Raw genomic sequence first — 21,581 nt, 5'->3', positions numbered from 1 at the left:
ATCTGCCTAATTTAGTTATGATATACATGATGAATTGTGCAGTACATCCAAGGAAGTAAACTAGCTCAAAAAGTTATGAATTTCTCCAAATTCTCTTGATTTATACATCAAGAACATGGAGAAGCTCATCGATATGCTGGAGGACAACGACGACGTCCAGAACGTGTACCACAACTGGGAGCAGGACTGAGACTGCACCTCATCATTTTTTGTAACGGCGTAAAAGCGGGTTTGGACGTTTCCAGACCCGCTTTTTATACTGTCCAAGCTCCCTGAAACAGATTGACGGCAGGCCGTTTTATCTGCTATGATGAAGAAAATGATATGGAAAGGGGAGCGGTCAAGTTATGAACTGCAAGCACTGCGGTCGACCTCTGGACGAGGCTCAGGAGCGGGGAGACTATAAATCCTGTCCTCACTGTTCCCAAAACAGCGATGAGCACATCTTTTACCCGAAAGCAAAGTTTGGTTGGACGGAGCGGCGCGTCACCGCAAAGAATCCCACGGGAATCCAAAGCTGGTGCGCCGCATGTCGCGGCAACCATAGCGGGCCGTATTCTGACGGTATAAAATGCAGTGAGCTTTAAGGGCAGCCCACACTCAGTTTGCTCAAGGAGGAACAGGAGAGCGGAACGCGTTCTCTTGTTCCTTTTATTGACCCGCCAAAACAAGCGTGCTATATTGTTATAGAATTTAAATCGTTCTCAGCAGGGAGGTGTTTATCCTCCTCTGATAAGAGTATTGTTTTAGGTCAACAAAATAAAAATTTTGTTGACCCTAGTGGAGGTGAAACACGCATTTCATGCATCCTGACTACCGTACCGAGGCTCCGCCGCTGATCCGGGACTTCTTGGTCTATCATGAGACCATTCAAGGACATTCCCGACGCACCGTAGATGAATACTATCTTGATCTCCGGAGCTTCTTTCGTTTTATCAAGCAGGATAAACACTTAGTTCCGGACCACCAGCCGTTTGACTCCATTTCCATTGATGATGTGGACATCCATTTGGTCCAGTCCATTACTTTGACTGATGTCTACGCCTACATGAATTACCTGTCTCGTGACCGTGGTTTAAATGCCGCTTCCAGAGCCCGTAAGGTTGCGACCATTCGTTCCTTCTATAAATATCTGACCAACAAGGCCAAACTGTTGGAGCAAAATCCAGTTCAGGAACTGGATTCTCCCCGTCAAAAAAAATCCTTGCCCAAGTATCTGAATCTGGATGAAAGCGTCCAGCTTCTGGCCAGTGTCGACGGAAAAAACTCCGTCCGCGATTACTGTATTCTGACGCTGTTTTTAAATTGCGGTCTGCGTATTTCTGAACTGGTCGGCCTGAACAAAACAGATGTTCGAGGAAATCAACTCCGTGTGCTTGGCAAAGGCAACAAGGAACGGATTCTCTATTTAAATGAAGCCTGCCAGCAGGCTCTTCAGGACTGGCTGACAGAACGGGATGCTATGACCCTGGTTGACCAGAACGCCCTGTTTGTGACGCTGCAAAACCGGAAGCGTATCACCACTGCCGCCGTTCATAAGCTGGTGAAAAAGCACTTGTCTGCCGCGGGTCTGGACAGCACCCAATATTCCTCCCATAAGCTGCGCCACACGGCGGCCACGCTGATGCTGCAAAATGGCGTGGATGTGCGAACCCTCCAGGAGGTTTTGGGCCACGATCATCTGAATACAACGCAGATCTATACCCATGTCGACAGCGAGGATTTGCGCGTTGCGGCACAGGCCAATCCCTTAGGTAAAATAAGGCAAACAAAAAAGGCTCCCTCAAACAATAGTAAATCAGAACAGAAATGAGGTTTCTTATGAATATTCTTTATGGTGTTCTCTGCTTTTTAGCGCCGGTCGGCATGCTTTTGATGGGTATTCTTTGGAAAATAACGCCTCCCCCCTTTCAAAAAAGCGGACTCTCCTATAATACGGAGCTGACCCGAAGCAATCCGGAGGCGTGGGAGACGGCACATCGCCATTGCAGCAAGCTATGGATCCGCATCGGCATCATCAGCGGCTGCGTCAGCGGTATCCTGCTGAAGCTGTTTTCGGCCTCAGTGGCGTCCTTTTGGCTGTGGCTTATCGTAGGACAGATGGCACTGTTCTGCGTCTCCGTCTTTATGGTTGATTTACTGCTTAAAACACAATACGGCGGAGAGAAGAAAGAATAAAAAAGCAGGGCACGTTGTGCCCTGCTTTTTATTCTATTACATGGAAATCAGCTCATATTCGCGGGAACCCAGGCCAATTTTCTCAGCATGCTCCAGGCAGGAACACCATTCGGATTCCGGAGTGGAGTTGCGGAAGTGGTCATGATGGTCATGGAAATTGGGATCGGCCAAGTTGCGGGCCAGCTGGCTTCCAGGCATAGGCGTGGCCGCCAAGCAGGCATCCACGCAGGCCTGATCCAAAGCCAGGGGGTCGAAGGATGCAAACATACCGATGTTGGGCAGAATGGGCACATCGTTTTCGCCGTGGCAGTCGCAGTTGGGAGACACATCCACCACCAGAGAAATATGGAAGTTGGGACGCCCGTCCAACACAGCCTTGGTATATTCCGCCATCCGGCAATTCAAAGCTTCCTGAGCGTTATCATTGGTGAAGTAGATGGCGTCAAAATTGCAGGCTCCCAGGCAGCGGCCGCAGCCCACGCAGTTCTGCTCATCCACAGTCATCTTTTTTGCCGCCGTGTCAAAGACCAGACCATGGTTGGCACACTCCTTCTGGCACCGCATACAGCCACGGCAAGCCTCGGGATTGATCTGGGGTTTGCCGCTGGCGTGCTGCTCCTTCTTGCCGGCACGGGAGCCGCAGCCCATACCAATATTTTTAATGGTACCTCCGAATCCGGTCATCTCGTGGCCCTTGAAGTGGGTCAAGGAGATAAAGACGTCCGCATCCATCACCGCGCGGCCGATTTTAGCATACTCTACGTACTCCCCACCAACTACCGGGACCTCTACGTCATCGGTCCCCTTCAGACCGTCTCCAATCAGGATGGGGCAGCCAACGGTCAGAGGGGTAAATCCATTCTCCCAAGCGCACTCCAGGTGCTCCAGAGCGTTTTTTCTGCTGCCGGGGTACATAGTATTGCAGTCCGTCAGGAAGGGCTTACCGCCCAGCTCCTTGACCACATCCACCACAGCGCGGGCGTAGTTGGGGCGAAGGTAGCTGATATTTCCCAGCTCGCCAAAATGCATCTTAATGGCCACAAATTTACCATCCAGATCCAGCTCCTGGATACCGGCCTTCCGAATCAGCTTTTTCAGCTTCGTGGGCAGGCCATCCCCAAACGCCTGTGTATGAAAATCGGTAAAATACACCTTTGAAACTGCCATAATTCTTTCTTCCTTCCTAATTTCTAAGTTCGAACGTTGTAACGCAAAAAACTTACTGAAGCATAGTAAGAAATTCGTCCTCTGTGAGCACCGGCACCCCCAGTTCCTGGGCTTTGCGAAGCTTGGAGCCTGCCCCCTCTCCGGCCACCACATAGGTGGTCTTTTTTGACACGGAGCCGGCGGCCTTTCCCCCTCGTTTCTCAATGAGCTCCGCCGCCTCTTCCCTGGTGAAGTGCTCCAGACCGCCAGTCAGCACAAAAGTCATCCCGGCAAAGCGCTGATCACTCCCCTGTTCCTCCGCCAGGGTATTGACGCCGGCCGCCCGCAGGCGGGCCATCAAATGCTGACTTTGGGGACTGGCCATCCAGTCCAAAATACTTTGAGCCGTGATGGCGCCAATGTCTTCCACCTCCACCAGCTGCTCCATGGTGGCGTGCTCCAGTGCATCCAGGCTGCGGAACCGGGCCGCCAGAATCTTGCCCGCCTTCTGCCCTACCTGGCGGATTCCAAAGGCGTAAATCAGGCGGGACAAATCCTGCTGCTTGGATTTTGCAATGGCATCAATCAAATTCTGTGCCGACTTCTCCCCCATGCGATCCAGCTTGGCCACATCCTCGGCCTTGAGAAAATAGAGGTCACCAGGCGTCTTAACCAGCCCGGCGTTCACCAGGTTTTCTACCACTGCGATGCCAAGGCCCTCGATATCCATGGCATCCCGGCTGGCAAAATGGGCCAGCGTCCGCAGAATCTGAGCCGGACACTCCGCACCCGTACAGCGGACATGAGCACCGTCCTCATCCCGGCGTACGGGTGCTCCGCACACGGGACAGCAGTTGGGAAGCTGATAGGGCACTGTGCCCTCGGGACGTTTCTCCATCACCACGGACAGAACCTCCGGGATGATTTCGCCTGCCTTGCGCACCAGCACCGTATCTCCGATGCGAATATCCTTTTCCTGAATAAAATCCTGATTGTGCAGCGTGGCATTGGTTACCGTAGTACCCGCCAACCGCACCGGAGTCAGCACAGCCTTGGGCGTCAACACTCCTGTGCGCCCCACCTGCACCACAATATCCACCACCTGGGAGGGTTTTACCTCAGGGGGATACTTATAGGCAGCAGCCCAACGGGGGAATTTTGCTGTAGACCCCAACTCCTCCCGCTGTGACAAGGAATTTACCTTGATAACTGCTCCATCGATGTCAAACTGGTACTGATCGCGGTTTTCACCCACCTGAGTCACATAGGTAATAGCCTGCTCCACCTGATCGCAGCTGTAATGTGGAATCACTTTAAATCCTTTATTTTTCAAGTAATCCAGCGTCTCAACATGGGTTTTAAACTGACCGGGCTCCATCCACTGGACGTTGAAAACCAGGATATCCAACTTTCGGGAGGCGGCAATCTTGGAATCCAGCTGGCGCAGGGACCCGGCCGCTGCGTTGCGTGGATTTGCGAACAGCGCCTCTCCCCGTTTCTCTCGTTCCTGATTTAAGGCGTGGAATACCTTCTTCGGCATGAACACCTCGCCACGGACAATCAGCTGATGAGGTGCGTCCGGGATGCGCAGGGGAATGGACCGAATGGTACGCAGATTTTCTGTCACGTCCTCCCCTACCTGTCCATCGCCGCGGGTCGCGCCCCGCACAAACAGGCCATCCTCATACTCCAGAGCCACAGACAGCCCGTCCACCTTCGGCTCCACAACATAATTAGGCTCTGCGACCACACCTCTTACCCGCTGGTCAAAGGCCCGAAGCTCGTCAAAGTCAAAAACGTCCTGCAGGGACTCCAACGGCACCTTGTGCTGCACCTGCGTAAAGGCCTCCAGGGCCTTCCCCCCCACTCGCTGGGTGGGCGAATCGGGCGTAATGGTCTCCGGGTGGGCCTCCTCCAGCTCTTCCAGCCGACGAAGCTTGTGGTCATAGTCATAGTCGGACATGGTAGGATTGTCCAACACATAGTATTCATAGCCAGCCTGCTCCAGCTCACGGCGCAGGGCTTGTATTTCCATCAAATAATCCATTTCGCAGCTCCTCCTCTCTGTCCTGGCAGCGAAATTTTTTCAGAAGATCCGGCAGAACGGCATACAACGTCAGGAATAGCCAGTATCCAAGCAGTGCCCCTGCTGTATTCAGAATCACATCGTCAATGTCGGTGCTTCGACCTATAAAAAACTGAATAAACTCAATGGTCACAGAGCATCCAAAGCCCACCAACACCGACTTCCACCAGTGGTGCTTCCGCCACAGGAGCGCGGTACAGAAGCCAATAGGAAGAAACATTCCTATGTTTCCCCACAACATAAACATGAGCCATGGATAGCCGGTTCTCAATGCCCGTCGAATTTCCTGAAGAGGAGCCAGCACATCGGCAAGCCCCATCATCCGGAACGCCAGTTCCTGCCGGGTCAAATAGAACGCTTCCCAGCGGAATCCCCCTGCCCGAACCTCGGGCATCAGAAGATATCGGAGCACATAGTCCCAGAAATCGGCCGGAAACAGGGTAAGGGCTGCCAGACCGGCGCAGAAGGCCACAAACAGTGCCAATCCTGTCTCCCGCAGCGGACCACTGGACAGCCCCAGTTGATTGAGCCGCTTCTTGCGCACTGGACCCAGGCAGAAAAAAACGGCCAACCCCACCAGCATACAGGGCAGCATCTGAATTACATAACCCCCTATGCTGCCCAAATACCAGCTTAATGTATCCAGAAGAATCATTGATATTCCTTTCGTGTCCGGCTCTCAGGGAAGGTACGAGTCCATCTGTAAATATGTGCTGGGTACATTCCCTACAATGACGGTTTCCGCCACACAAAGCCGACTGTTCAGCTCCGCCTGAACCTCGCCGCCCGGCAGCATCACCGACAGCGGAACAGACAGCTCCAGCCAAATCCGATGGAGTGTCTGATTCACGCCGGCAGCTGTAAAATCGCTCTCAAATTCAGCGGAAATAGTGCCCACCGTCATGGCTCTGGCCTGGATAGCAGGGCCCCGGGCCCAGATCAGCTCGGAGTCCAACAGACTTCCCAGCGGAATCTGGATGGCAGATACATCCACGCTTTCCAAGGCCTGAAGCACCTGTGTGACAATCTGCGTGCGCAAGGAATTGAGCTTGGACGTATCGGTGGTCAGTGCAGTAATGGCACCGTCCGCGTCCCGTTCAATGGTCACAAGTGCCGTATTCTCTGACGGCTGCTGCGACAGCGCCTCTTGGGCTGCGTGTTCCAGCACCCCGGTCATTTGATTGACCACCTGGGTGCGTGCGATATCCTCCAAAACCGGCCGCAGACGGGCCTCAAGTGCCCGGATACCCCCAAAAGCCAGCGCGACTGCGACAAAGAGGGTGACCAACGCCGCCGGAAACCGACCTCTCCCTCGCTCTTCCCGTCGATTCATGCGACGGGAGGCACGTTTTTTCCAAGAACGGCACAGCTCCCTGCGCCACGGCGCCACAGGCATACTCCCACCTCCTCAGAGGCAGGATATTCCAACTCCGGCTTGGCCTATGCCTCCCCGCCGCCCAGCAGCTCCTGAACTGCCAGCAGCACACCCAGACGGCCGGACTCGAAGGTCAATCCACCCTGGAGATAGACCGTATAGGGCTCCCGCATGGGCGCGTCGGCGGACAACTCGATGGAGGCGCCCTGAATAAACGCGCCCGCTGCCATAATCACCTGGCTATCATAGCCCGGCATGTCCCAGGGCTCCGGCGTCACATAGGAATCGACCGGAGCGCCAAACTGAATGCCTTTGCAGAAGCGCTTCAGCGCCTCCGGCTCCCGCATGTGAATCATCTGAATGATGTCATGACGGACGTCACGGGAATTGGGTTCCGTTTCATAGCCCAGAAGCTCCATGACGCCGGCAGCAAACACGGCGGTCTTGACCGCCTGGGCCACTGTATGGGGAGCCAGAAACAGCCCCTGATACAGCAGTCGGTTCTGACCCAGGGTACATCCGCACTCCCCGCCGATGCCGGGGGCCGTAAGCCGCATGGCCGCGCCCTCCACCAGGTCCTTTCGGCCGGCGATATATCCGCCGGTGGGAGCCAGTCCCCCGCCGGGATTCTTGATGAGAGAGCCCACACACAGGTCAGCTCCCACATGAGTGGGCTCCAAAGTCTCCACAAACTCGCCGTAGCAGTTGTCCACCAAAATGGACACGTTTGGATTGGCCTGCTTGATGATCCGGCACATCTCCCCAATCTCCGCCACGGACAGGGAGCTTCGGGTGGAATAGCCCTTGGAGCGCTGAATCAGCACGGCCTTCACTTTGGGATCCGCAACTGCCCGAGCCATGCCCTCCAGGTCAGGCTTATCGTCAAGGAGATCCACTTGTCGGTACTCCACACCGTAGTCTTTCAGAGACCCCGGCCCTTTGTTTACCACACCGATAGCCCCCAGCAGGGTATCATAGGGTGCACCCACTGCGGACACCAGCACATCCCCCGCCTTTAACGCGCCAAAAAGGGCGGCGGTAATGGCGTGAGTTCCGTTGACAAACTGCAGGCGGACCAGCGCCGCCTCCGATCCAAAGAGGTCGGCGTAAATCTCATCCAGCTTGTCCCGCCCCAGATCGTCGTATCCGTAGCCAGTGGTTCCGGCAAAATAGGCCTCCGCCACCCGGTGCTTCTGGAATGCCGCCAGAACACGGGCGGTATTCTCCTTGGCAATGGTGTCAATGCGGTCAAACTGCTCTCTCAGCCGTCCCTCCGCCTGGTTTCCCAGGTCCAGGACGCGCCGGCTTAACTGTAAGGTCATATCCCTTGTCATTCCTATCTGTTTCTATTATTTTGACGTTATAATGTGTTTTCCTTTACAGGGTCTTGAGCGGCCGCTGGGCAAAGGCCACCATCAGACGAATACAGGCTTCGCAGTCCTCCAGACTGGCCGTCTCCACCGGTGTATGGATATAGCGGCAGGGCACAGAAATACCGCCGGTGAGTACACCGGCTCCGGTGGTGTGAATGGCGCCGGCATCGGTACCGCCTGCCCGCAAAATGTCCCGCTGGGTGGGAATATCCCTCTCCCGGGCGGTCTGGTCCAAAAGCTCCACCATAGTCGGGTGGCAAATGACGGAGGAGTCCATCACCTTGATGGCCGCCCCCTTCCCCAGTTGAACCGTGCCGGACTTCTCCGAGCCGGGGGTATCGTCTACGTCGGTGACATCCACGGCCACGGCGTAATCGGGCTGGATAGCCCAGGCGGCGGTTTTAGAGCCCCGCAGGCCTACCTCCTCCTGGACGGTAAAAACAAAGTACAGGTCGTTGAGGCTGTTCTGAATGCGCTCCAGGGCGTCCAGCAGGATGGCACAGGAGATCCGGTTATCCAGATAAGGCGAGGTTACGTTATCCCCCGACTGAAATGCCGGGGTGTCATACACCGCCGTATCCCCTACCCGGGTCAGTTTCTTGGCCTCCGCCTCGTTCTTGGCACCGATGTCCAGGTAGCACTCATCCAGCTTCAGCTTGCCGAATTCTGCCTTTTCCTCCGGTAGGAAGCAGCCCCGAACCCCGTTTTTAAACCGGACAGGTGTATAAACGGCCTCCTTGGGGCTGATCCCTCCCAGCTTGCCCACCCGGAGGAAGCCTTCCTCCTCGATGTGGGTCACAATAAAGCCAATGGAGTCCATATGGGCAGCAAACATCACCTTGGGCCCGCGGCCCGCCTTGTGGACAATGAGGTTCCCCATGGTGTCGGTAATTACCTCATCGGCATAAGGGGCGGCCATCTCTTCAATGACCGCCCGGATCCCGCCCTCATCCCCGGAGGGACCGTAAGCGGCATTCAGCTTTTTAATCCGTTCAAACAATTCCATAGATCAGGCTCCTAACCCTCAATGAGTTCATAGCGCTTGCATAAAATGTGGTAAATACCACCCTGGGTCTGCTGCTGAAAGAGGCGGTACTGCGCCAGTTCCCCCAGTACACCCTCGATGGGCGGGCGGAAATTCAGGATATCCCCAGGCTCCTCCGGGTCATAGTCATAATCCCCGTGGAACAGATAGCCGTCCTTCCGGTTCTGAAACACCTTCTCCAGCATCTGCTTTTTGAAGTTCTCGTCCAGAATTTCATAAAATCCACCCAATTCAGCCCCGACGGGATTGTCAAAGAAGTTGATCTCCATATCCACACTGGCCACCTGAGAAAACCGGAGAATTGCGGAAACACTCTGCTCTTCCCCGTTCTCATGGCGATAGTACTGGATGGAAAACTCCACCTGTGTGTCCTCACTCTGAGGCCGAATCGTACAGGCTGTGAGGTTGCCGTCATAGGTGTTCAGCAACAGCTTTGATTTCATTCCCCAACCTCCTGGGCCATACGCTGCAAAAACAGCCGGGTGAGCTTCAGCATATTCTCAAAGTCCGCCACACTGCCTACACTGGCCGGGGCATGGAGATACCGCACCGCAGCGGAAACGGCAGCCACTCGGACGCCCGCCTTGGTGCGCTGGATGGCCCGGGCGTCGTTGCCGCCGGCAATATATTCCTTAGTCTGCCAGGGAATCTGATGCTCCTCTGCCAGGTCCCGCAGCAGTTCAAACAGTCCACGGTCGTAGATGGTCCCGCCGTCCATATAGGAGATGACCGGCCCCTTTCCCGGGGCACACACCTGCTGGTGGTCGGGTACCTCGGGCAGGTCGGCTGCGGTGGTGGTCTCCAGCACCAGAGCTACCTCAGGCGTCACGGAAAAAGCCGCGCCGAAGGCCCCGCGGGTGCCCACCTCCTCCTGGGCGGTAAAGGCAAAGGTCACGTCCATCGGCAGCTCCTCCCGCAGAAGGGAAAGCATCACGGCGCAGCCCACCCGGTCGTCAATGGCCTTTGCTTTGAAAAGTCCATCGCCAAAGAGTTCCGGCTGGGTGACAAAGGAGCCATAGGTTCCGGGCTGAACCAGCTTCAGGGCCGCCTCCTTGTCCGAAGCGCCGATGTCCACGTACAGAGACTCCGTCTTGGGCGTCTTTTTCCGTTCCTCCCGGCTGACCAGATGAATTGCTTTCAGGCCGATGATGCCGGGGACCCGGTCTGGCCCCAGAACCACAGGCTTTCCAATGGCCACCCGGCGGTCCACGCCGCCTACAAAGTCAAACTTTAAAAAGCCTTCCTCCGTCACCTTAGTCACAATGAGACCCACCTCGTCCATGTGGGCACACACCAGCAGCCGGTTTTTGGCGGATTTGGCTCCCTTTTTGAACACAATCAGATTGCCCAGGGGGTCCGTGCGGATTTCGTCCGCCCAGGGCTCCGCCTGGGTCCGAATCCAGGCCCGCACCCGGTCCTCATCACCGGACACTCCGTCCATGGCGCACAAGGTTTTCAGGCATTCAATCACAGCCGGGCACCTCCTTCCCCAGGTTCCGTACAAAGGCGGCCAGCAGACAGGCGGTGTTCTCCAAGTCGTCCATGTGAACGGCCTCCACCGGGGCATGCATATACCGCAGCGGGACGGACAGCACCGCTGTGGCAACACCCTCACCGCTGATCTGCAGCGGCCAGGCGTTGGTTCCGCTGTGCCCTGCCATCACCTCCACCTGGTAGTCCAGCTCCAGGTCCTTGGCAATTTGCTCCATGCGCTGAGACATCCAGCGAGTACAGTTGGGCCCCACGCCAATGACCGGCCCGCCGCCCAGGGCGAACGTCTTATCCTTGGAAACATCCGGGCTGTCCCCGTGGGTCACATCCACTGCCACGCAAAGCTGCGGCACAATTCCGAAGGCGGCCGTAATAGCCCCGGTGCTGTGGGTCTCCTCCTGCACCGAGCCCACTACATAGAGGTCCACGTCCAGTTCCTCGTGGGCAAGCCGTCGGACGGTGTCCAGCAGCACCGCAAAGCAGCTCCGGTCATCCAATGCCTTTCCGCACAGAAGCTTGTCCCCAATGGGCTGGCACCCGGTGCGGTACACGATGGGCGTTCCAATGGGAATGCGGCGCTGGGCCTCCTCCTGGGAGAGGCCCACGTCGATGGTCAGCTCCCGGATGGTCCGGGCCTTGTCCATATCCTCACTGGACTGAATGTGGGGCGGCAGGCAGGCCACCACCCCGGGTACAGGAGGCTGGCTGAGCACCAACACCTCCCGATCCGGCAGCATCCGGGGATCCACGCCACCCAGTGGGGCAAAGCGCAGAAATCCCTTTTCATGCCCCGTGACAATGAGGCCGATTTCGTCCAAATGGGCATCCAGCATCAGCCGGGGCGCCCCCGGGCGTCCGCAGCGGCGCACACCCACCACACTGCCCATGCGGTCTATTTGAACCTCATCCATATAGGGGCGCAGCAACTCAGCCGCTGCCGAGGCTACCGGGCGTTCAAAGCCGCTGGGACCCGGCAGGGCGCAGAGCTGTTCCAATGTCTCTTTGTAATCCAATGCCGCTCCTCCCTTACAGGGCGTTGACCAAATCTTTAAATACCTTGCCGCGCTCCATGAAGTTTTTAAACTTGTCAAAGGCAGCGCAGGCGGGAGACAGCACCACCACATCGCCCGCCACGGCGGCAGACCGGGCAGCGTCCACCGCCTGGCTCAGGTTGTCGGTTACAATGATGTCCGGAGTATGCTCAGCATATTCAGGCGCCTGCTCCACGCTGGCCTTGATGGCTTCAGCGGTGGCACCGGTGAGGATGAGAAGCTTTACCTTCTTGGTAATCTCCACGCCAAGCTGAGTAAAGGGAACACCCTTGTCATATCCGCCGGCGATCAGGATCAGCTTCTGATCAAAGGAGTCCAGGCAGGCCATGGTGCGGGTGGGGCTGGTGCCGATGGAGTCGTTGTAGTACTTGACCCCGTCCAACTCCCGCACCAGCTCAATGCGGTGCTCCACGCCCGTAAAGCGCTGCGCCACGGCCCGGACGCATTTGTCCGGTACCAGTCCGTCCACGGCAGCGATGGCTGCCATATAGTTTTCGATGTTGTGTACGCCGGGAATGTGGATCATGGACAGGGGGAGCACCTCCCGGCTTCCCATCTCATTGGTCAGCCAAATGGTATCGTCCCGGAGGTACACGCCCTCTTCCAGAGGCTTCTTCCGGCTGAACAGCATTACCTTGCCCGGCGCCTGCTTGGACAGGGAGCGGGTAATGTCATTGTCAAAGTTGAAAACAGCCCGGTCATCCTTCCCCTGGTGGGTAAAGATGTTCAGCTTGGCAGCGGTGTACTCCTCCATGGTGTGGTGATAATCCAGATGGTTGGGAGACAGGTTGGTGAACACCGCCACGTTGGGGCTCTTCTTCATGGTCATCAGCTGGAAGGAGGACAGCTCTACCACAACCACGTCCTCAGGCACCATGCTGGCTACGTCCGGCAGCAGAGGCCGTCCGATGTTGCCGCCCAGATAGACGTTGCGCCCCGCCTCCCGAAGAAACTCGCTGATGAGCGTGGTGGTAGTGGTCTTTCCGTCGCTTCCCGTCACCCCAATAATCTTACAGGGGCACAGCTGGAAAAACAGCTCCATCTCAGAGGTAATCTCGCTTCCCTTCTCCGCCGCCTGCACCAGTTCCGGTGTATTGGGGCTCAGACCAGGGGTGCGGAAGATCAGGTCAAACCGGTACAGCTTGCTGAGATAATCCGGGCCAAGCTGGAACTTGGCCCCCAAGCTCTCCAGCTCCGAAGCCAGCTCCTCCACCCGTTCCCGGGGGGACTTATCGCACACGGTAACCTTCACACCCGAGCGCAGCAGCATCCGAATCAGCGGAGTGTTGCTAACGCCCATTCCGATAACTGCTACGGATTTTCCCTTTAAACCTTCCAAATATTCGGCGATGGTGGACATGATGTGTCCTCCTTCCTTTATTCTTCATAACTTTTGTATTCTACCATATATCCCCTGAAAATTCAATCGAAAACCCCTCATACCTCCCCCCTACTTTCCCCAAAATGGAATTTGCCATTTGACAGGACGCCCATTTTCCGATATGATATTGGAACAAGTAAGTTGGACAGTCGCGCGGCCGGGGCGAAAGGTCCGGTCGTGAGGAAAGTCCGGGCTCCGTAGGGCAAGGATAACGGGTAACACCCGCCGGGGGCGACCCTAGGAAAAGTGCAACAGAGATATACCGCCTTAGACCGTTCGGCCTGAGGTAAGGGTGGAAAGGCGAGGTAAGAGCTCACCCGATGGCGTGCCAAGCGTCCATCGCTGTAAACTCTATCCGGAGCAACGCCGTGGAGGGACATGTGGCTGGCCCGGCCGTCCCGGGGAGGCGGCTTGAGCGTATCGGCAACGGTACGTCGAGATAGATGACTGTCTTAAACGACAGAACCCGGCTTACAGACTTACTTGTATTTGTGAAAAAGCGGTGAAGACAGTTCGTCTTCACCGTTTTTTTACAAATCCGTCAAACCCTGGTCACGAGAATTTCAAATTTCCTTCAGCCATCTGTGATAGGATAGCATCGATCTTCGAAAGGAGGAAATTTCAAATGAATCTGCAGAAATTTGCTGTACTTGGCACAGCATTGACACTGCTGCTCAATCTGACGGCCTGTCAATCGGCAGGCGCCTCGTCTCAAACCAGCTCGGCACAGGAGCAAGCCCTCGTCCTCTCTGACGAGGGTATTACCCTGGATGGGCAGACTCTCACCGAAGACAGCGAGTCCTCCGTCACAGTCAGCCATGACATTGTCTATTACCAGTCGGGCATGGGTTCAAACTACGGGGATGGCTCGGAGGAAGATGCCCACTCTGAGGAAGAGGCTCAGGCTCATACTGTTGTTACCATACGGCAGCCCGGAACTTACCGTGTCTCCGGTGTTTTGTCCGCCGGACAGCTGGCCATTGATTTAGGCGAAGATGCCCGAACGGACCCTGACGCGGTGGTCACCCTGATCCTGGATGGCGTGAACATTACCTGCACCGTGGCCCCCGCCATTCTCTTTTACAATGTCTACGAATGCGATACCCAGTGGGTCTCCTGTCAGGAAAACGGTACGGAGGATGAATATAATGCTCCCTCTGCGGTGGATACATCTTCCGCCGGCGCCAATATCATTTTGGCCGACGACAGCGCGAACACCATTCAAGGTTCCCATGTGGCCCGGATCTATCAGGAGGACTCCACGGAAACGCTCCATGAGTACGACGGGGCGCTCTACTCCAGAATGTCTATGAACATCGGCGGTGAGGCAGAAGGAACCGGTATTCTTGATATTACGGCCGACAACGAGGGGCTGGACAGCGAGCTGCACCTGACCGTCAATGGCGGTACTATCAATATCCAGGCTCAAAGCGATGGAATCAACGTCAAGGAAGACGGCGTTTCGGTAGTTACCATCAACGGCGGAACCCTTCAGATTAATGCCGGTCTCGGCACAGAAGGGGACGGAATCGACTCCAACGGCTATCTGCTCATCAACGGCGGCAATGTCTACACCATGGCCAATGAAGAGAGCCCGGACGGCGGCATTGATGCCGATAAGGATATTACCATCAATGGCGGATATGTAGTCGCACTTGGGACCCGGAATGACGCTGTCTCCCCGCAGTCCAAACAGCAATACGGAGAATTCTTCTTTGCCTCTACCCTGCCGGCGGGCACCATTATTCAGCTCTCTGATGCGCAGGGTGTGGATCTGCTTCAGTTTACCCTGGAGAAAGCTGCTCAGAGTCTCACCTTCTCTTCCCCGGATTTGGCCGCAGACACCACCTATACTTTGAGAGTTGACGGAGTTGTGCAGCAATATGCCGGAACGATTTCCGGAGGTGAAAGCGACGTTCTCTCTTCCGAAGATAGTGCAAACGAAGAGTCTTCCGCCGACGATCCGCAAGCTCAGCAGCCGGACACTTCCCAGAACTCCACAGAATCCGGCAACCAGGAATCCAATCCCACAGAGTTTATCCTTTCTGACCGCGTGCACACCTTCTCCGGCATCTCCTCCGATGCCCAGGACAGCGGCAAAACACAGGTGACCTTCTCGGCAAATGTCGTTGTCTCTGAGGACGGCAGTGTCACAGTATCTGACATCCAATCCACTCAGGAACTGGATCCCTCTCATGTTCAGATTTCCATCATGGATGTTCCATCCGAGAATTATGCCGCATCCTGTCTCCTGTCCGATGGAGCCGAGGCCCTGGAAGATATTCTGCCCTCGGAGCCAGGCAGCTATCAGCTAACCATCGCAGTATTCAATGACGCAGGATACACCGGAGTCCGGCAATTTGATTTCACCATTCCTCAGGCATAAAAAAACAGGCGTCCATCCATGGATGGACGCCTGTTTTTTATGATTTCTATTACGGCTCCTCGTGCTCGTTCCTCTCCCCTGCTAAGCCGGGGGTAGGCCCCAGATAAAACTTTGTCTGAACCGGAAGGTTCCGTCTGCGCAGGCCGGCATTGACCAGTCTCCGCAGCGCATTATACAGCATGGCAAATACCGGCACACCCAGTACCATGCCTGCAAAGCCAAACAGGCCGCCAAACAGCAGAATGGAGAACAAGACCCAGAAGGAGGCAAGTCCCGTGGAATCGCCCAGAATCTTCGGACCCAGAATGTTTCCGTCAAACTGCTGAAGCACCAGGATGAAAATCACAAAATAGAGGCACTGCAGGGGGCTGACCAGCAGAATGAGCAGCGCACAGGGGATGGCTCCGATAAACGGACCAAAAAACGGAATCACATTGGTCACTCCGATAATGGTGGCCAACAGCGCCGGATAGGGAAAATGGAGAATGTTGCAGAACACCAGCGCGATGATCCCGATAATCAGGGAGTCCAACAGCTTTCCGTTGATAAATCCGCTGAGAATCCGATAGGCGTTCCGGACCTCTTCCACAATAAAATCGGCATGCTTTGTTTTAAAAATGCTATATACGATTTTCTTGCTCTGGGCCGAAAAGATATCCTTCCGGGCCAGCAGATAGACCGAAACAATAATGGCAATCAGCAGATCCTTCAGCAGGACAAGCAGCGCAATCACCAGGGCAGAAACATTGGAGACCACGCCTGTCACATTAGGCAGAACCGTCTCCTTCAGCCAGCGCATGCTGGAGGTGACAGACTCCAGATTGGGAAGAATATCGGTGCGCAGCCACGCCTCCAGCGAGTCTGCGGCGGAGGTGTAATAAGGCATAATGGCCTCCTCCACCCCGGGGTTATCCTCCAAAAACTTCTGGAGCCACGTTTGCACCCCTTCAATATAGCCGGGAAAGGCATTGACCAGTCCCACCACGCTCAAATAGACCTGAGGCAGCACCATAGCCAGAAGAATGTAAATCAGAAGTGCCGCAAACAGCATGCTGAAAATAATGGCCAGAACATTCAAAAAACGCAGGTTTTTGGAATCTGCCAAGGTGGCATTAGGCGTCATTGCGGTCAGAAAACGCAAAATATGCCGATGGATAGGCAGCAGCAGAAACGCCAGGACCATCCCCATAAAAATGGGGCGCAGAATATGAGCTATTGTGCTGAACACAGCATATACATCGCCGGCATGAAACAGCAGGAAAAAGAGGAAAATCGCACCTGCAATCACACAAAATGCTGTTACGCCCAACGCCACATAAGATTGATATTTGCTTTGCTTCACCGCCGCACCTGCTTTTCCATTAAACTTTCAGCTCTGTCTCCTTGGCATTGAGCACGCTCTCATAGCGCTTCAGCACCGGAGCAACCAGCTGAGCAAGGAACTCCTCCACCTGCTGGGGGCACCGGCCAATATAACGGCTGGGCTCCAGATGGGCAGTCAGCTCCTCCTTGGTCATGCCGAAGGAGGGATCCTCCGCGATGAGGTCAATGAGGTTGTTGGCCAGGCCACGGTCTTTGACGTTCTTGCCCGCCTCAATGGAATGGACACGAATCCGCTCGTGGAGCTCCTGACGGTTTCCGCCCCGCTTAACGGCATCCATCATGATGTTCTCGCTGGCCATAAAGGGCAGCTCCTCCAGCACGTGCTTCTCAATTACCTTGGGATGCACCACCAGACCGGATGCCACATTCATATAGATGTTCAAAATCGCATCCACGGCCAGGAACGCCTCAGGCACCGAGATGCGCTTGTTGGCCGAGTCGTCCAGGGTCCGCTCAAACCACTGGGTAGCGGTGGTAATGGCCGGATTGCCCACGTCCACGATCACATACCGGGCCAGGGAGCAGATCCGCTCACAGCGCATGGGATTTCGCTTATAGGGCATGGCGGAAGAGCCAATCTGGTTCTTCTCGAAGGGCTCCTCCACCTCCTTTAGGTGGCACAGCAGGCGCATGTCTGTGGCAAATTTACTGGCGCTCTGGGCAATCCCCGCCAGGGTGGAAACCACATTGTAGTCCATCTTCCGGGAGTAGGTCTGTCCGCTAACGGGCACAACGCCTGTAAAGCCCATTTCCTTGGCAATCTTCTCCTCCAGCTGCTTGACCTTCTCGTGGTCGCCCTCGAACAGCTCCAGGAAGGAGGCCTGAGTACCGGTGGTGCCCTTGGAGCCCAGAAGCTTCAGAGTGGAGATACGGTACTCCACCTCCTCCAGGTCCATAAGAAGATCATTCATCCAAAGGGTAGCCCGCTTGCCAACGGTGACCAACTGGGCCGCCTGGAAATGGGTAAAGCCCAGGGTGGGCATAGCCTTATACTGGTCGGCAAAGGAGGCCAGATGGGCAATTACCTGCACCAGCTTGGTCCGAACCAGCTCCAGACCTTCCCGCATCAAAATCACATCGGTGTTGTCGCCCACGTAGCAGCTGGTAGCGCCCAGGTGAATGATGGGCATCGCCTTGGGGCAGAGCTCGCCGTAGGTGTGAACATGCGCCATCACGTCATGGCGCAGCTTCTTCTCCCACTGGGCTGCCCGCTCATAGTCAATATCGGTGATATGAGCCTCCAGCTCGTCCACCTGCTCCTGGGTAACCGGAAGCCCCAGCTCCATCTCCGCGCGTGCCAGCGCGACCCAAAGCCGACGCCAGGTAGAGAATTTTTTATCCGCAGAAAAGATATACAGCATCTCATCGCTGGCGTAGCGGGAGGACAAGGGGCTCTCATACGTATTGGTTGCCATATCGTTTTAACCTCTTCTTCCTTATATCTGTCTGAAGTATTGGGAATTTAGTTTCATTATACCTGACCGTCCCGGCAGATACCACCCCTTTCCAAAAGTTTTACAAAATTTTTGTATGGAGGCGTATTTCCGGTCCAAGTCAGGGCTCAAAAAGGCAGAACAAGGGAAGCGGCACCCGTAAGAGTACCGCTTCCCCTTCTGATTTTATCGGATTAAATGGTCTCGCCGGCCAGGAACTTCTCCAGGCGGTTCAGACCCTCTTTGATGTTCTCCATGGAGGTAGCGTAGGACCAGCGCACAAAATTGGGCGCGCCAAAGCCGGTGCCGGGCACCACAGCCACCTTGCCGTACTTCAGGAACAGGTTGCCGAAATCGTCGGCGTCCCGAATCACGGTGCCGTGGAGCTCTTTGCCGATGAGCTTCTCAATGTTCATCATGACATAGAAGGCACCCTCAGGCTTGATGCAGCTGACCCCATCAATGGAATTCATGCGCTCAACCATATAGTTGCGGCGCTCCTCAAAGGCACGGCGCATCTCATCCACCGTCTCCTGAGAGGCAGACAGAGCCGCGGCAGAGGCCTTCTGGGAAATGGAGCAGGCGGAGCCGGCGCAGTGGCTCAGGAAGTTGGAAATCACCTTGGCAACCTTGGGGTTGGCCGCCACATAACCAATCCGCCAGCCGGTCATGGCGTAGGACTTGGAGACACCGTTAATGAGCAGGGTACGCTCCTTGGCCTCCTCGCTCAGGGCAGCGAAGCTGACAAACTCCCGGTTGTCATAGGCCAAACGGTAATAGATCTCATCGGAGATGACGTAGATGTCCTTCTCCACGCACACCTTGGCAATGGCCTCCAGCTCCTCACGGCTATACATCATGCCGGTGGGGTTGGAGGGATTGTTCAAAATGATGCACTTGGTCTTGGGGGTGATAGCCGCAGCCAGCTTCTCCGCCGTCAGCTTGAAGTGCTCCGCCTCAGAGGCATTCACCACCACAGGGGTGGCGCCCACCATCTGAATCAGCTCCAGATAGCTGACCCAGTAGGGCGCGGGCAGAATCACCTCGTCCCCGGGGTTCACCAGGGCGCGCAGAGCCACATACACACAGGTCTTGGCGCCGTTGGACACTGCAATCTGGGCAGGCTCATACTCCAGCCCGCAGTCGTCCTTCAGCCGCTGGCAGATGGCCTTTCGAAGCTCCACAGTACCGGCTGCAGGGGTATAACGGGTTTCATTGTTCTCAATGGCCTGAATACCGGCCTGCTTGATGTGGTCGGGCGTGGGGAAATCCGGCTCACCAGCGCCGAATCCGATAACATCCAACCCTTCCGCCTTCATCTGCTTAAACATGGAGTCAATGGCCAAAGTGGTAGAGGGCTCCACCGCCAGGGCGATCTTAGACAACTCCTTCATGCTGCGTCCTCCTTCTTATATCTGCTGATAAACAGTGTGTTTCGCATGGCATATTATATTCGCTGGTCCTTAGAAATGCAAGAGGGAATTTCCAAATTTGCAAAAATTCCGTTTCTTCCTACCAAATATACAGAAAGAGGCCCCGGTAAGCGGGGCCTCTTTATGAGAAATGCAGTTTACAACGCAGCGCGAATCAATTCTCCCATCCGAACCGTACCAATTGCCTGCTCACCCGGAGCGGCAATATCAGCCGTACGCCAGCCGGCGTTGAGGACGGAATCCACCGCCTTTTCGATGGCGGCGGCCTCCTCGGGCAAGTGGAAGGAATAGCGGAACATCATGGCCACGGACAAGATGGTGGCGATGGGGTTGGCCTTATCCTGCCCGGCGATGTCGGGGGCAGAGCCGTGGATGGGCTCGTAGAGGCCGGGGGCTGTATCGCCGATGGAGGCGGAAGGCAGCAGGCCGATGGACCCAGTAATCATGGAGGCCTCGTCGGAGAGAATGTCACCGAACATATTCTCGGTGACTACCACGTCAAACTGCCCCGGATCCCGCACCAGCTGCATGGCGGCGTTGTCCACCAGCACATCAGAATACTCTACGTCGGAGTACTCCTCCGCCAGGCGGTGCATGACCTTGCGCCACAGACGGCTGGTCTCCAGCACATTGGCCTTGTCCACACTGGCCAGCTTCTTCCCGCGCAGGCGGGCCAGCTCAAAAGCCCGGCGGCCGATGCGCTCAATCTCCATCTCGGAGTAGGCCATCCGGTCAGCGGCCTCCTCCCCTCTGTCCTCCGTCTGATAGCTCTCGCGCTTTCCGAAGTAAATGCCGCCGGTGAGCTCCCGGACGATCATCAGGTCGATGCCCTTGTCTGCCGTCTCCTTCTTCAGGGGGCAGGCATCCGCCAGTGCGGGACGCAGGGCGGCGGGACGCAGGTTGGCATAGAGCCCCAGGTCCTTTCGAATGGACAGCAGAGCGGTCTCCGGCCGCTTCTCCGGGTCGGTGGAGTGTCCCCACTTGGGACCGCCCACCGCGCCCAGCAGAACTGCGTCACAGGCCTTGCAGGCCTCGGCCGTACCGTCAGGATAGCTTTTGCCCACAGCGTCAATGGCACAGCCGCCCATCAGTACATCCGTATAAGTAAAGGTGTGGCCGAACTTCTCCCCCACGGCTTCCATGACCTTTACCGCCTCGCCCACTACCTCGGGGCCGATACCATCACCGCGGATCAGCGCAATTTTGTAATTCATTTCGCCACCCCCCGGGCCTTCAGAGAATTGAGCAGGCCGCCGCTCTTGATGATGCCGTCAATAAACTCGGGGAAGGGCGCAGCCTGCCAGGTCTTGCCCTGGGTAGAATCGGTGATGATGCCGGTGGCGAAATCCACCTCCACCTGGTCCCCGGCCTGGATCTCCTCCGCCGCCTGAGCGCACTCCACAATGGGCAGACCAATGTTGATGGAGTTGCGGTAGAAGATACGGGCAAAGGACGGAGCGATGACGCACTTTACGCCGCAGGACTTGATGGCCAGGGGGGCATGCTCCCGGGAGGAGCCACAGCCGAAGTTGGGACCAGCCACAATGATGTCGCCCTCTTCCACCGTAGAGGCAAAATTCGCATCAATGTCCTCCATGCAGTGGGAGGCCAGGGCCGCGGGCGAGGGGTCATTCAAATGCCGGGCAGGGATGATGACGTCAGTGTCCACATTGGCGCCGTATTTATAAACCTTCATTGGGTGTCAATCCTTTCTGAAAATCAGGAATCGGACGTTCGTTAAAGAAGAAGCGAGCCACTCCCCTTTTGAACCGCCCAGAGGCGAAACGAAGTTTCGCACAAAATTCTTTGCCAAGCTTTC

18 protein-coding genes, 1 other RNA gene and 1 pseudogene are annotated in these 21,581 nt (G+C 56.0%); 5 read left to right on the top strand and 15 right to left on the bottom strand.

Annotation, left to right across the window (positions count from 1 at the left end):
• Positions 1 to 106 precede the first annotated feature (106 nt).
• The 3 genes and pseudogenes from AC3YUO_RS08175 to AC3YUO_RS08165 all read left to right on the top strand — a co-directional run.
• Positions 107 to 190: pseudogene (locus tag AC3YUO_RS08175) on the top strand (YebC/PmpR family DNA-binding transcriptional regulator); the annotation flags it as partial.
• A 612-nt stretch (positions 191 to 802) separates the two neighbouring features.
• On the top strand, positions 803 to 1,813 hold the full coding sequence (locus tag AC3YUO_RS08170) for a tyrosine recombinase XerC (protein WP_489962532.1): 1,011 nt from the start codon (positions 803 to 805) through the stop codon (positions 1,811 to 1,813).
• An 8-nt stretch (positions 1,814 to 1,821) separates the two neighbouring features.
• Positions 1,822 to 2,178, top strand: coding sequence for an SdpI family protein (locus AC3YUO_RS08165; protein WP_489962531.1), 357 nt, complete (start codon positions 1,822 to 1,824; stop codon positions 2,176 to 2,178).
• Positions 2,179 to 2,214: 36 nt separating this feature from the next.
• On the opposite strand, the gene AC3YUO_RS08160 is transcribed toward AC3YUO_RS08165, so the two are convergent.
• The 10 genes from AC3YUO_RS08160 to murD all read right to left on the bottom strand — a co-directional run bounded on the left by AC3YUO_RS08160 (position 2,215) and on the right by murD (position 13,106).
• Entirely contained in the window at positions 2,215 to 3,345 is a 1,131-nt protein-coding gene (locus AC3YUO_RS08160; RefSeq protein WP_489962530.1) for a DUF362 domain-containing protein, read from the bottom strand.
• 52 nt (positions 3,346 to 3,397) lie between these two features.
• Complete coding sequence (gene ligA / locus AC3YUO_RS08155) at positions 3,398 to 5,371, bottom strand: NAD-dependent DNA ligase LigA (RefSeq protein ID WP_489962529.1); 1,974 nt, start codon at positions 5,369 to 5,371, stop codon at positions 3,398 to 3,400.
• The gene (locus AC3YUO_RS08150) at positions 5,334 to 6,065 is read right to left on the bottom strand and encodes a VanZ family protein (protein ID WP_489962528.1); all 732 of its coding nucleotides are present in this window, start codon (positions 6,063 to 6,065) and stop codon (positions 5,334 to 5,336) included. Before AC3YUO_RS08150 ends, ligA begins: the two co-directional genes overlap by 38 nt.
• Positions 6,066 to 6,089: 24 nt before the next feature.
• Entirely contained in the window at positions 6,090 to 6,743 is a 654-nt protein-coding gene (yunB, locus tag AC3YUO_RS08145; protein WP_489962527.1) for a sporulation protein YunB, read from the bottom strand.
• 107 nt (positions 6,744 to 6,850) lie between these two features.
• Complete coding sequence (locus AC3YUO_RS08140) at positions 6,851 to 8,107, bottom strand: methionine gamma-lyase family protein (RefSeq protein ID WP_489962526.1); 1,257 nt, start codon at positions 8,105 to 8,107, stop codon at positions 6,851 to 6,853.
• 55 nt (positions 8,108 to 8,162) lie between these two features.
• On the bottom strand, positions 8,163 to 9,164 hold the full coding sequence (locus AC3YUO_RS08135; RefSeq protein ID WP_489962525.1) for a M42 family metallopeptidase: 1,002 nt from the start codon (positions 9,162 to 9,164) through the stop codon (positions 8,163 to 8,165).
• Positions 9,165 to 9,175: 11 nt separating this feature from the next.
• A complete protein-coding gene (locus AC3YUO_RS08130; RefSeq protein WP_489962524.1) occupies positions 9,176 to 9,646 on the bottom strand; it encodes a hypothetical protein in 471 nt (156 codons plus the stop codon).
• The gene (locus AC3YUO_RS08125) at positions 9,643 to 10,674 is read right to left on the bottom strand and encodes a M42 family metallopeptidase (protein ID WP_489962523.1); all 1,032 of its coding nucleotides are present in this window, start codon (positions 10,672 to 10,674) and stop codon (positions 9,643 to 9,645) included. The genes AC3YUO_RS08130 and AC3YUO_RS08125 overlap by 4 nt, the downstream gene beginning before the upstream one ends.
• Complete coding sequence (locus tag AC3YUO_RS08120; RefSeq protein WP_489962522.1) at positions 10,667 to 11,707, bottom strand: M42 family metallopeptidase; 1,041 nt, start codon at positions 11,705 to 11,707, stop codon at positions 10,667 to 10,669. The genes AC3YUO_RS08125 and AC3YUO_RS08120 overlap by 8 nt, the downstream gene beginning before the upstream one ends.
• Before the next feature lie 13 nt (positions 11,708 to 11,720).
• The gene (gene murD, locus AC3YUO_RS08115; RefSeq protein WP_489962521.1) at positions 11,721 to 13,106 is read right to left on the bottom strand and encodes a UDP-N-acetylmuramoyl-L-alanine--D-glutamate ligase; all 1,386 of its coding nucleotides are present in this window, start codon (positions 13,104 to 13,106) and stop codon (positions 11,721 to 11,723) included.
• A gap of 154 nt (positions 13,107 to 13,260) precedes the next feature.
• Between murD and rnpB the strand changes: the two genes are divergently transcribed.
• Positions 13,261 to 13,617: RNase P RNA component class A (gene rnpB, locus AC3YUO_RS08110), an RNA gene on the top strand.
• A 135-nt stretch (positions 13,618 to 13,752) separates the two neighbouring features.
• Positions 13,753 to 15,513, top strand: a complete 1,761-nt coding sequence (locus AC3YUO_RS08105) for a carbohydrate-binding domain-containing protein (RefSeq protein WP_489962520.1) — start codon at positions 13,753 to 13,755, stop codon at positions 15,511 to 15,513.
• Between the two features lie 49 nt (positions 15,514 to 15,562).
• Here AC3YUO_RS08105 and AC3YUO_RS08100 read toward each other — a convergent pair whose 3' ends face one another.
• The 5 genes from AC3YUO_RS08100 to AC3YUO_RS08080 form a co-directional block, all read right to left on the bottom strand.
• The gene (locus tag AC3YUO_RS08100; protein WP_489962541.1) at positions 15,563 to 16,801 is read right to left on the bottom strand and encodes an AI-2E family transporter; all 1,239 of its coding nucleotides are present in this window, start codon (positions 16,799 to 16,801) and stop codon (positions 15,563 to 15,565) included.
• A 73-nt stretch (positions 16,802 to 16,874) separates the two neighbouring features.
• Positions 16,875 to 18,311 (bottom strand): adenylosuccinate lyase, encoded by a 1,437-nt coding sequence (gene purB, locus AC3YUO_RS08095; protein ID WP_489962519.1) that lies wholly within the window; start codon positions 18,309 to 18,311, stop codon positions 16,875 to 16,877.
• Positions 18,312 to 18,523: 212 nt separating this feature from the next.
• Positions 18,524 to 19,723 carry a pyridoxal phosphate-dependent aminotransferase gene (locus AC3YUO_RS08090; protein WP_489962518.1) on the bottom strand — a complete coding sequence of 400 codons (1,200 nt, stop codon included), beginning with the start codon at positions 19,721 to 19,723 and terminating at the stop codon, positions 18,524 to 18,526.
• Between the two features lie 176 nt (positions 19,724 to 19,899).
• Positions 19,900 to 20,976, bottom strand: coding sequence for a 3-isopropylmalate dehydrogenase (leuB, locus tag AC3YUO_RS08085; protein WP_489962517.1), 1,077 nt, complete (start codon positions 20,974 to 20,976; stop codon positions 19,900 to 19,902).
• Positions 20,973 to 21,458 carry a 3-isopropylmalate dehydratase small subunit gene (locus AC3YUO_RS08080; protein WP_489962516.1) on the bottom strand — a complete coding sequence of 162 codons (486 nt, stop codon included), beginning with the start codon at positions 21,456 to 21,458 and terminating at the stop codon, positions 20,973 to 20,975. Before AC3YUO_RS08080 ends, leuB begins: the two co-directional genes overlap by 4 nt.
• Positions 21,459 to 21,581: the final 123 nt, after the last annotated feature.

Source organism: Pseudoflavonifractor sp. HNCC25GI2 (assembly GCF_058136395.1).
This window is presented reverse-complemented; position numbering and strand designations above follow the sequence as displayed.

Excerpts from the sequence above, each read along its gene's own strand:
- AC3YUO_RS08170 (WP_489962532.1), top strand. The coding sequence starts at position 803 with ATGCATCCTGACTACCGTACCGAGGCTCCGCCGCTGATCCGGGACTTC.
- AC3YUO_RS08165 (WP_489962531.1), top strand. The coding sequence starts at position 1,822 with ATGAATATTCTTTATGGTGTTCTCTGCTTTTTAGCGCCGGTCGGCATG.
- AC3YUO_RS08160 (WP_489962530.1), bottom strand. The coding sequence starts at position 3,345 with ATGGCAGTTTCAAAGGTGTATTTTACCGATTTTCATACACAGGCGTTT.
- ligA (WP_489962529.1), bottom strand. The coding sequence starts at position 5,371 with ATGGATTATTTGATGGAAATACAAGCCCTGCGCCGTGAGCTGGAGCAG.
- AC3YUO_RS08150 (WP_489962528.1), bottom strand. The coding sequence starts at position 6,065 with ATGATTCTTCTGGATACATTAAGCTGGTATTTGGGCAGCATAGGGGGT.
- yunB (WP_489962527.1), bottom strand. The coding sequence starts at position 6,743 with ATGAATCGACGGGAAGAGCGAGGGAGAGGTCGGTTTCCGGCGGCGTTG.
- AC3YUO_RS08140 (WP_489962526.1), bottom strand. The coding sequence starts at position 8,107 with ATGACCTTACAGTTAAGCCGGCGCGTCCTGGACCTGGGAAACCAGGCG.
- AC3YUO_RS08135 (WP_489962525.1), bottom strand. The coding sequence starts at position 9,164 with ATGGAATTGTTTGAACGGATTAAAAAGCTGAATGCCGCTTACGGTCCC.
- AC3YUO_RS08130 (WP_489962524.1), bottom strand. The coding sequence starts at position 9,646 with ATGAAATCAAAGCTGTTGCTGAACACCTATGACGGCAACCTCACAGCC.
- murD (WP_489962521.1), bottom strand. The coding sequence starts at position 13,106 with ATGTCCACCATCGCCGAATATTTGGAAGGTTTAAAGGGAAAATCCGTA.
- AC3YUO_RS08105 (WP_489962520.1), top strand. The coding sequence starts at position 13,753 with ATGAATCTGCAGAAATTTGCTGTACTTGGCACAGCATTGACACTGCTG.
- purB (WP_489962519.1), bottom strand. The coding sequence starts at position 18,311 with ATGGCAACCAATACGTATGAGAGCCCCTTGTCCTCCCGCTACGCCAGC.
- AC3YUO_RS08090 (WP_489962518.1), bottom strand. The coding sequence starts at position 19,723 with ATGAAGGAGTTGTCTAAGATCGCCCTGGCGGTGGAGCCCTCTACCACT.
- leuB (WP_489962517.1), bottom strand. The coding sequence starts at position 20,976 with ATGAATTACAAAATTGCGCTGATCCGCGGTGATGGTATCGGCCCCGAG.
- AC3YUO_RS08080 (WP_489962516.1), bottom strand. The coding sequence starts at position 21,458 with ATGAAGGTTTATAAATACGGCGCCAATGTGGACACTGACGTCATCATC.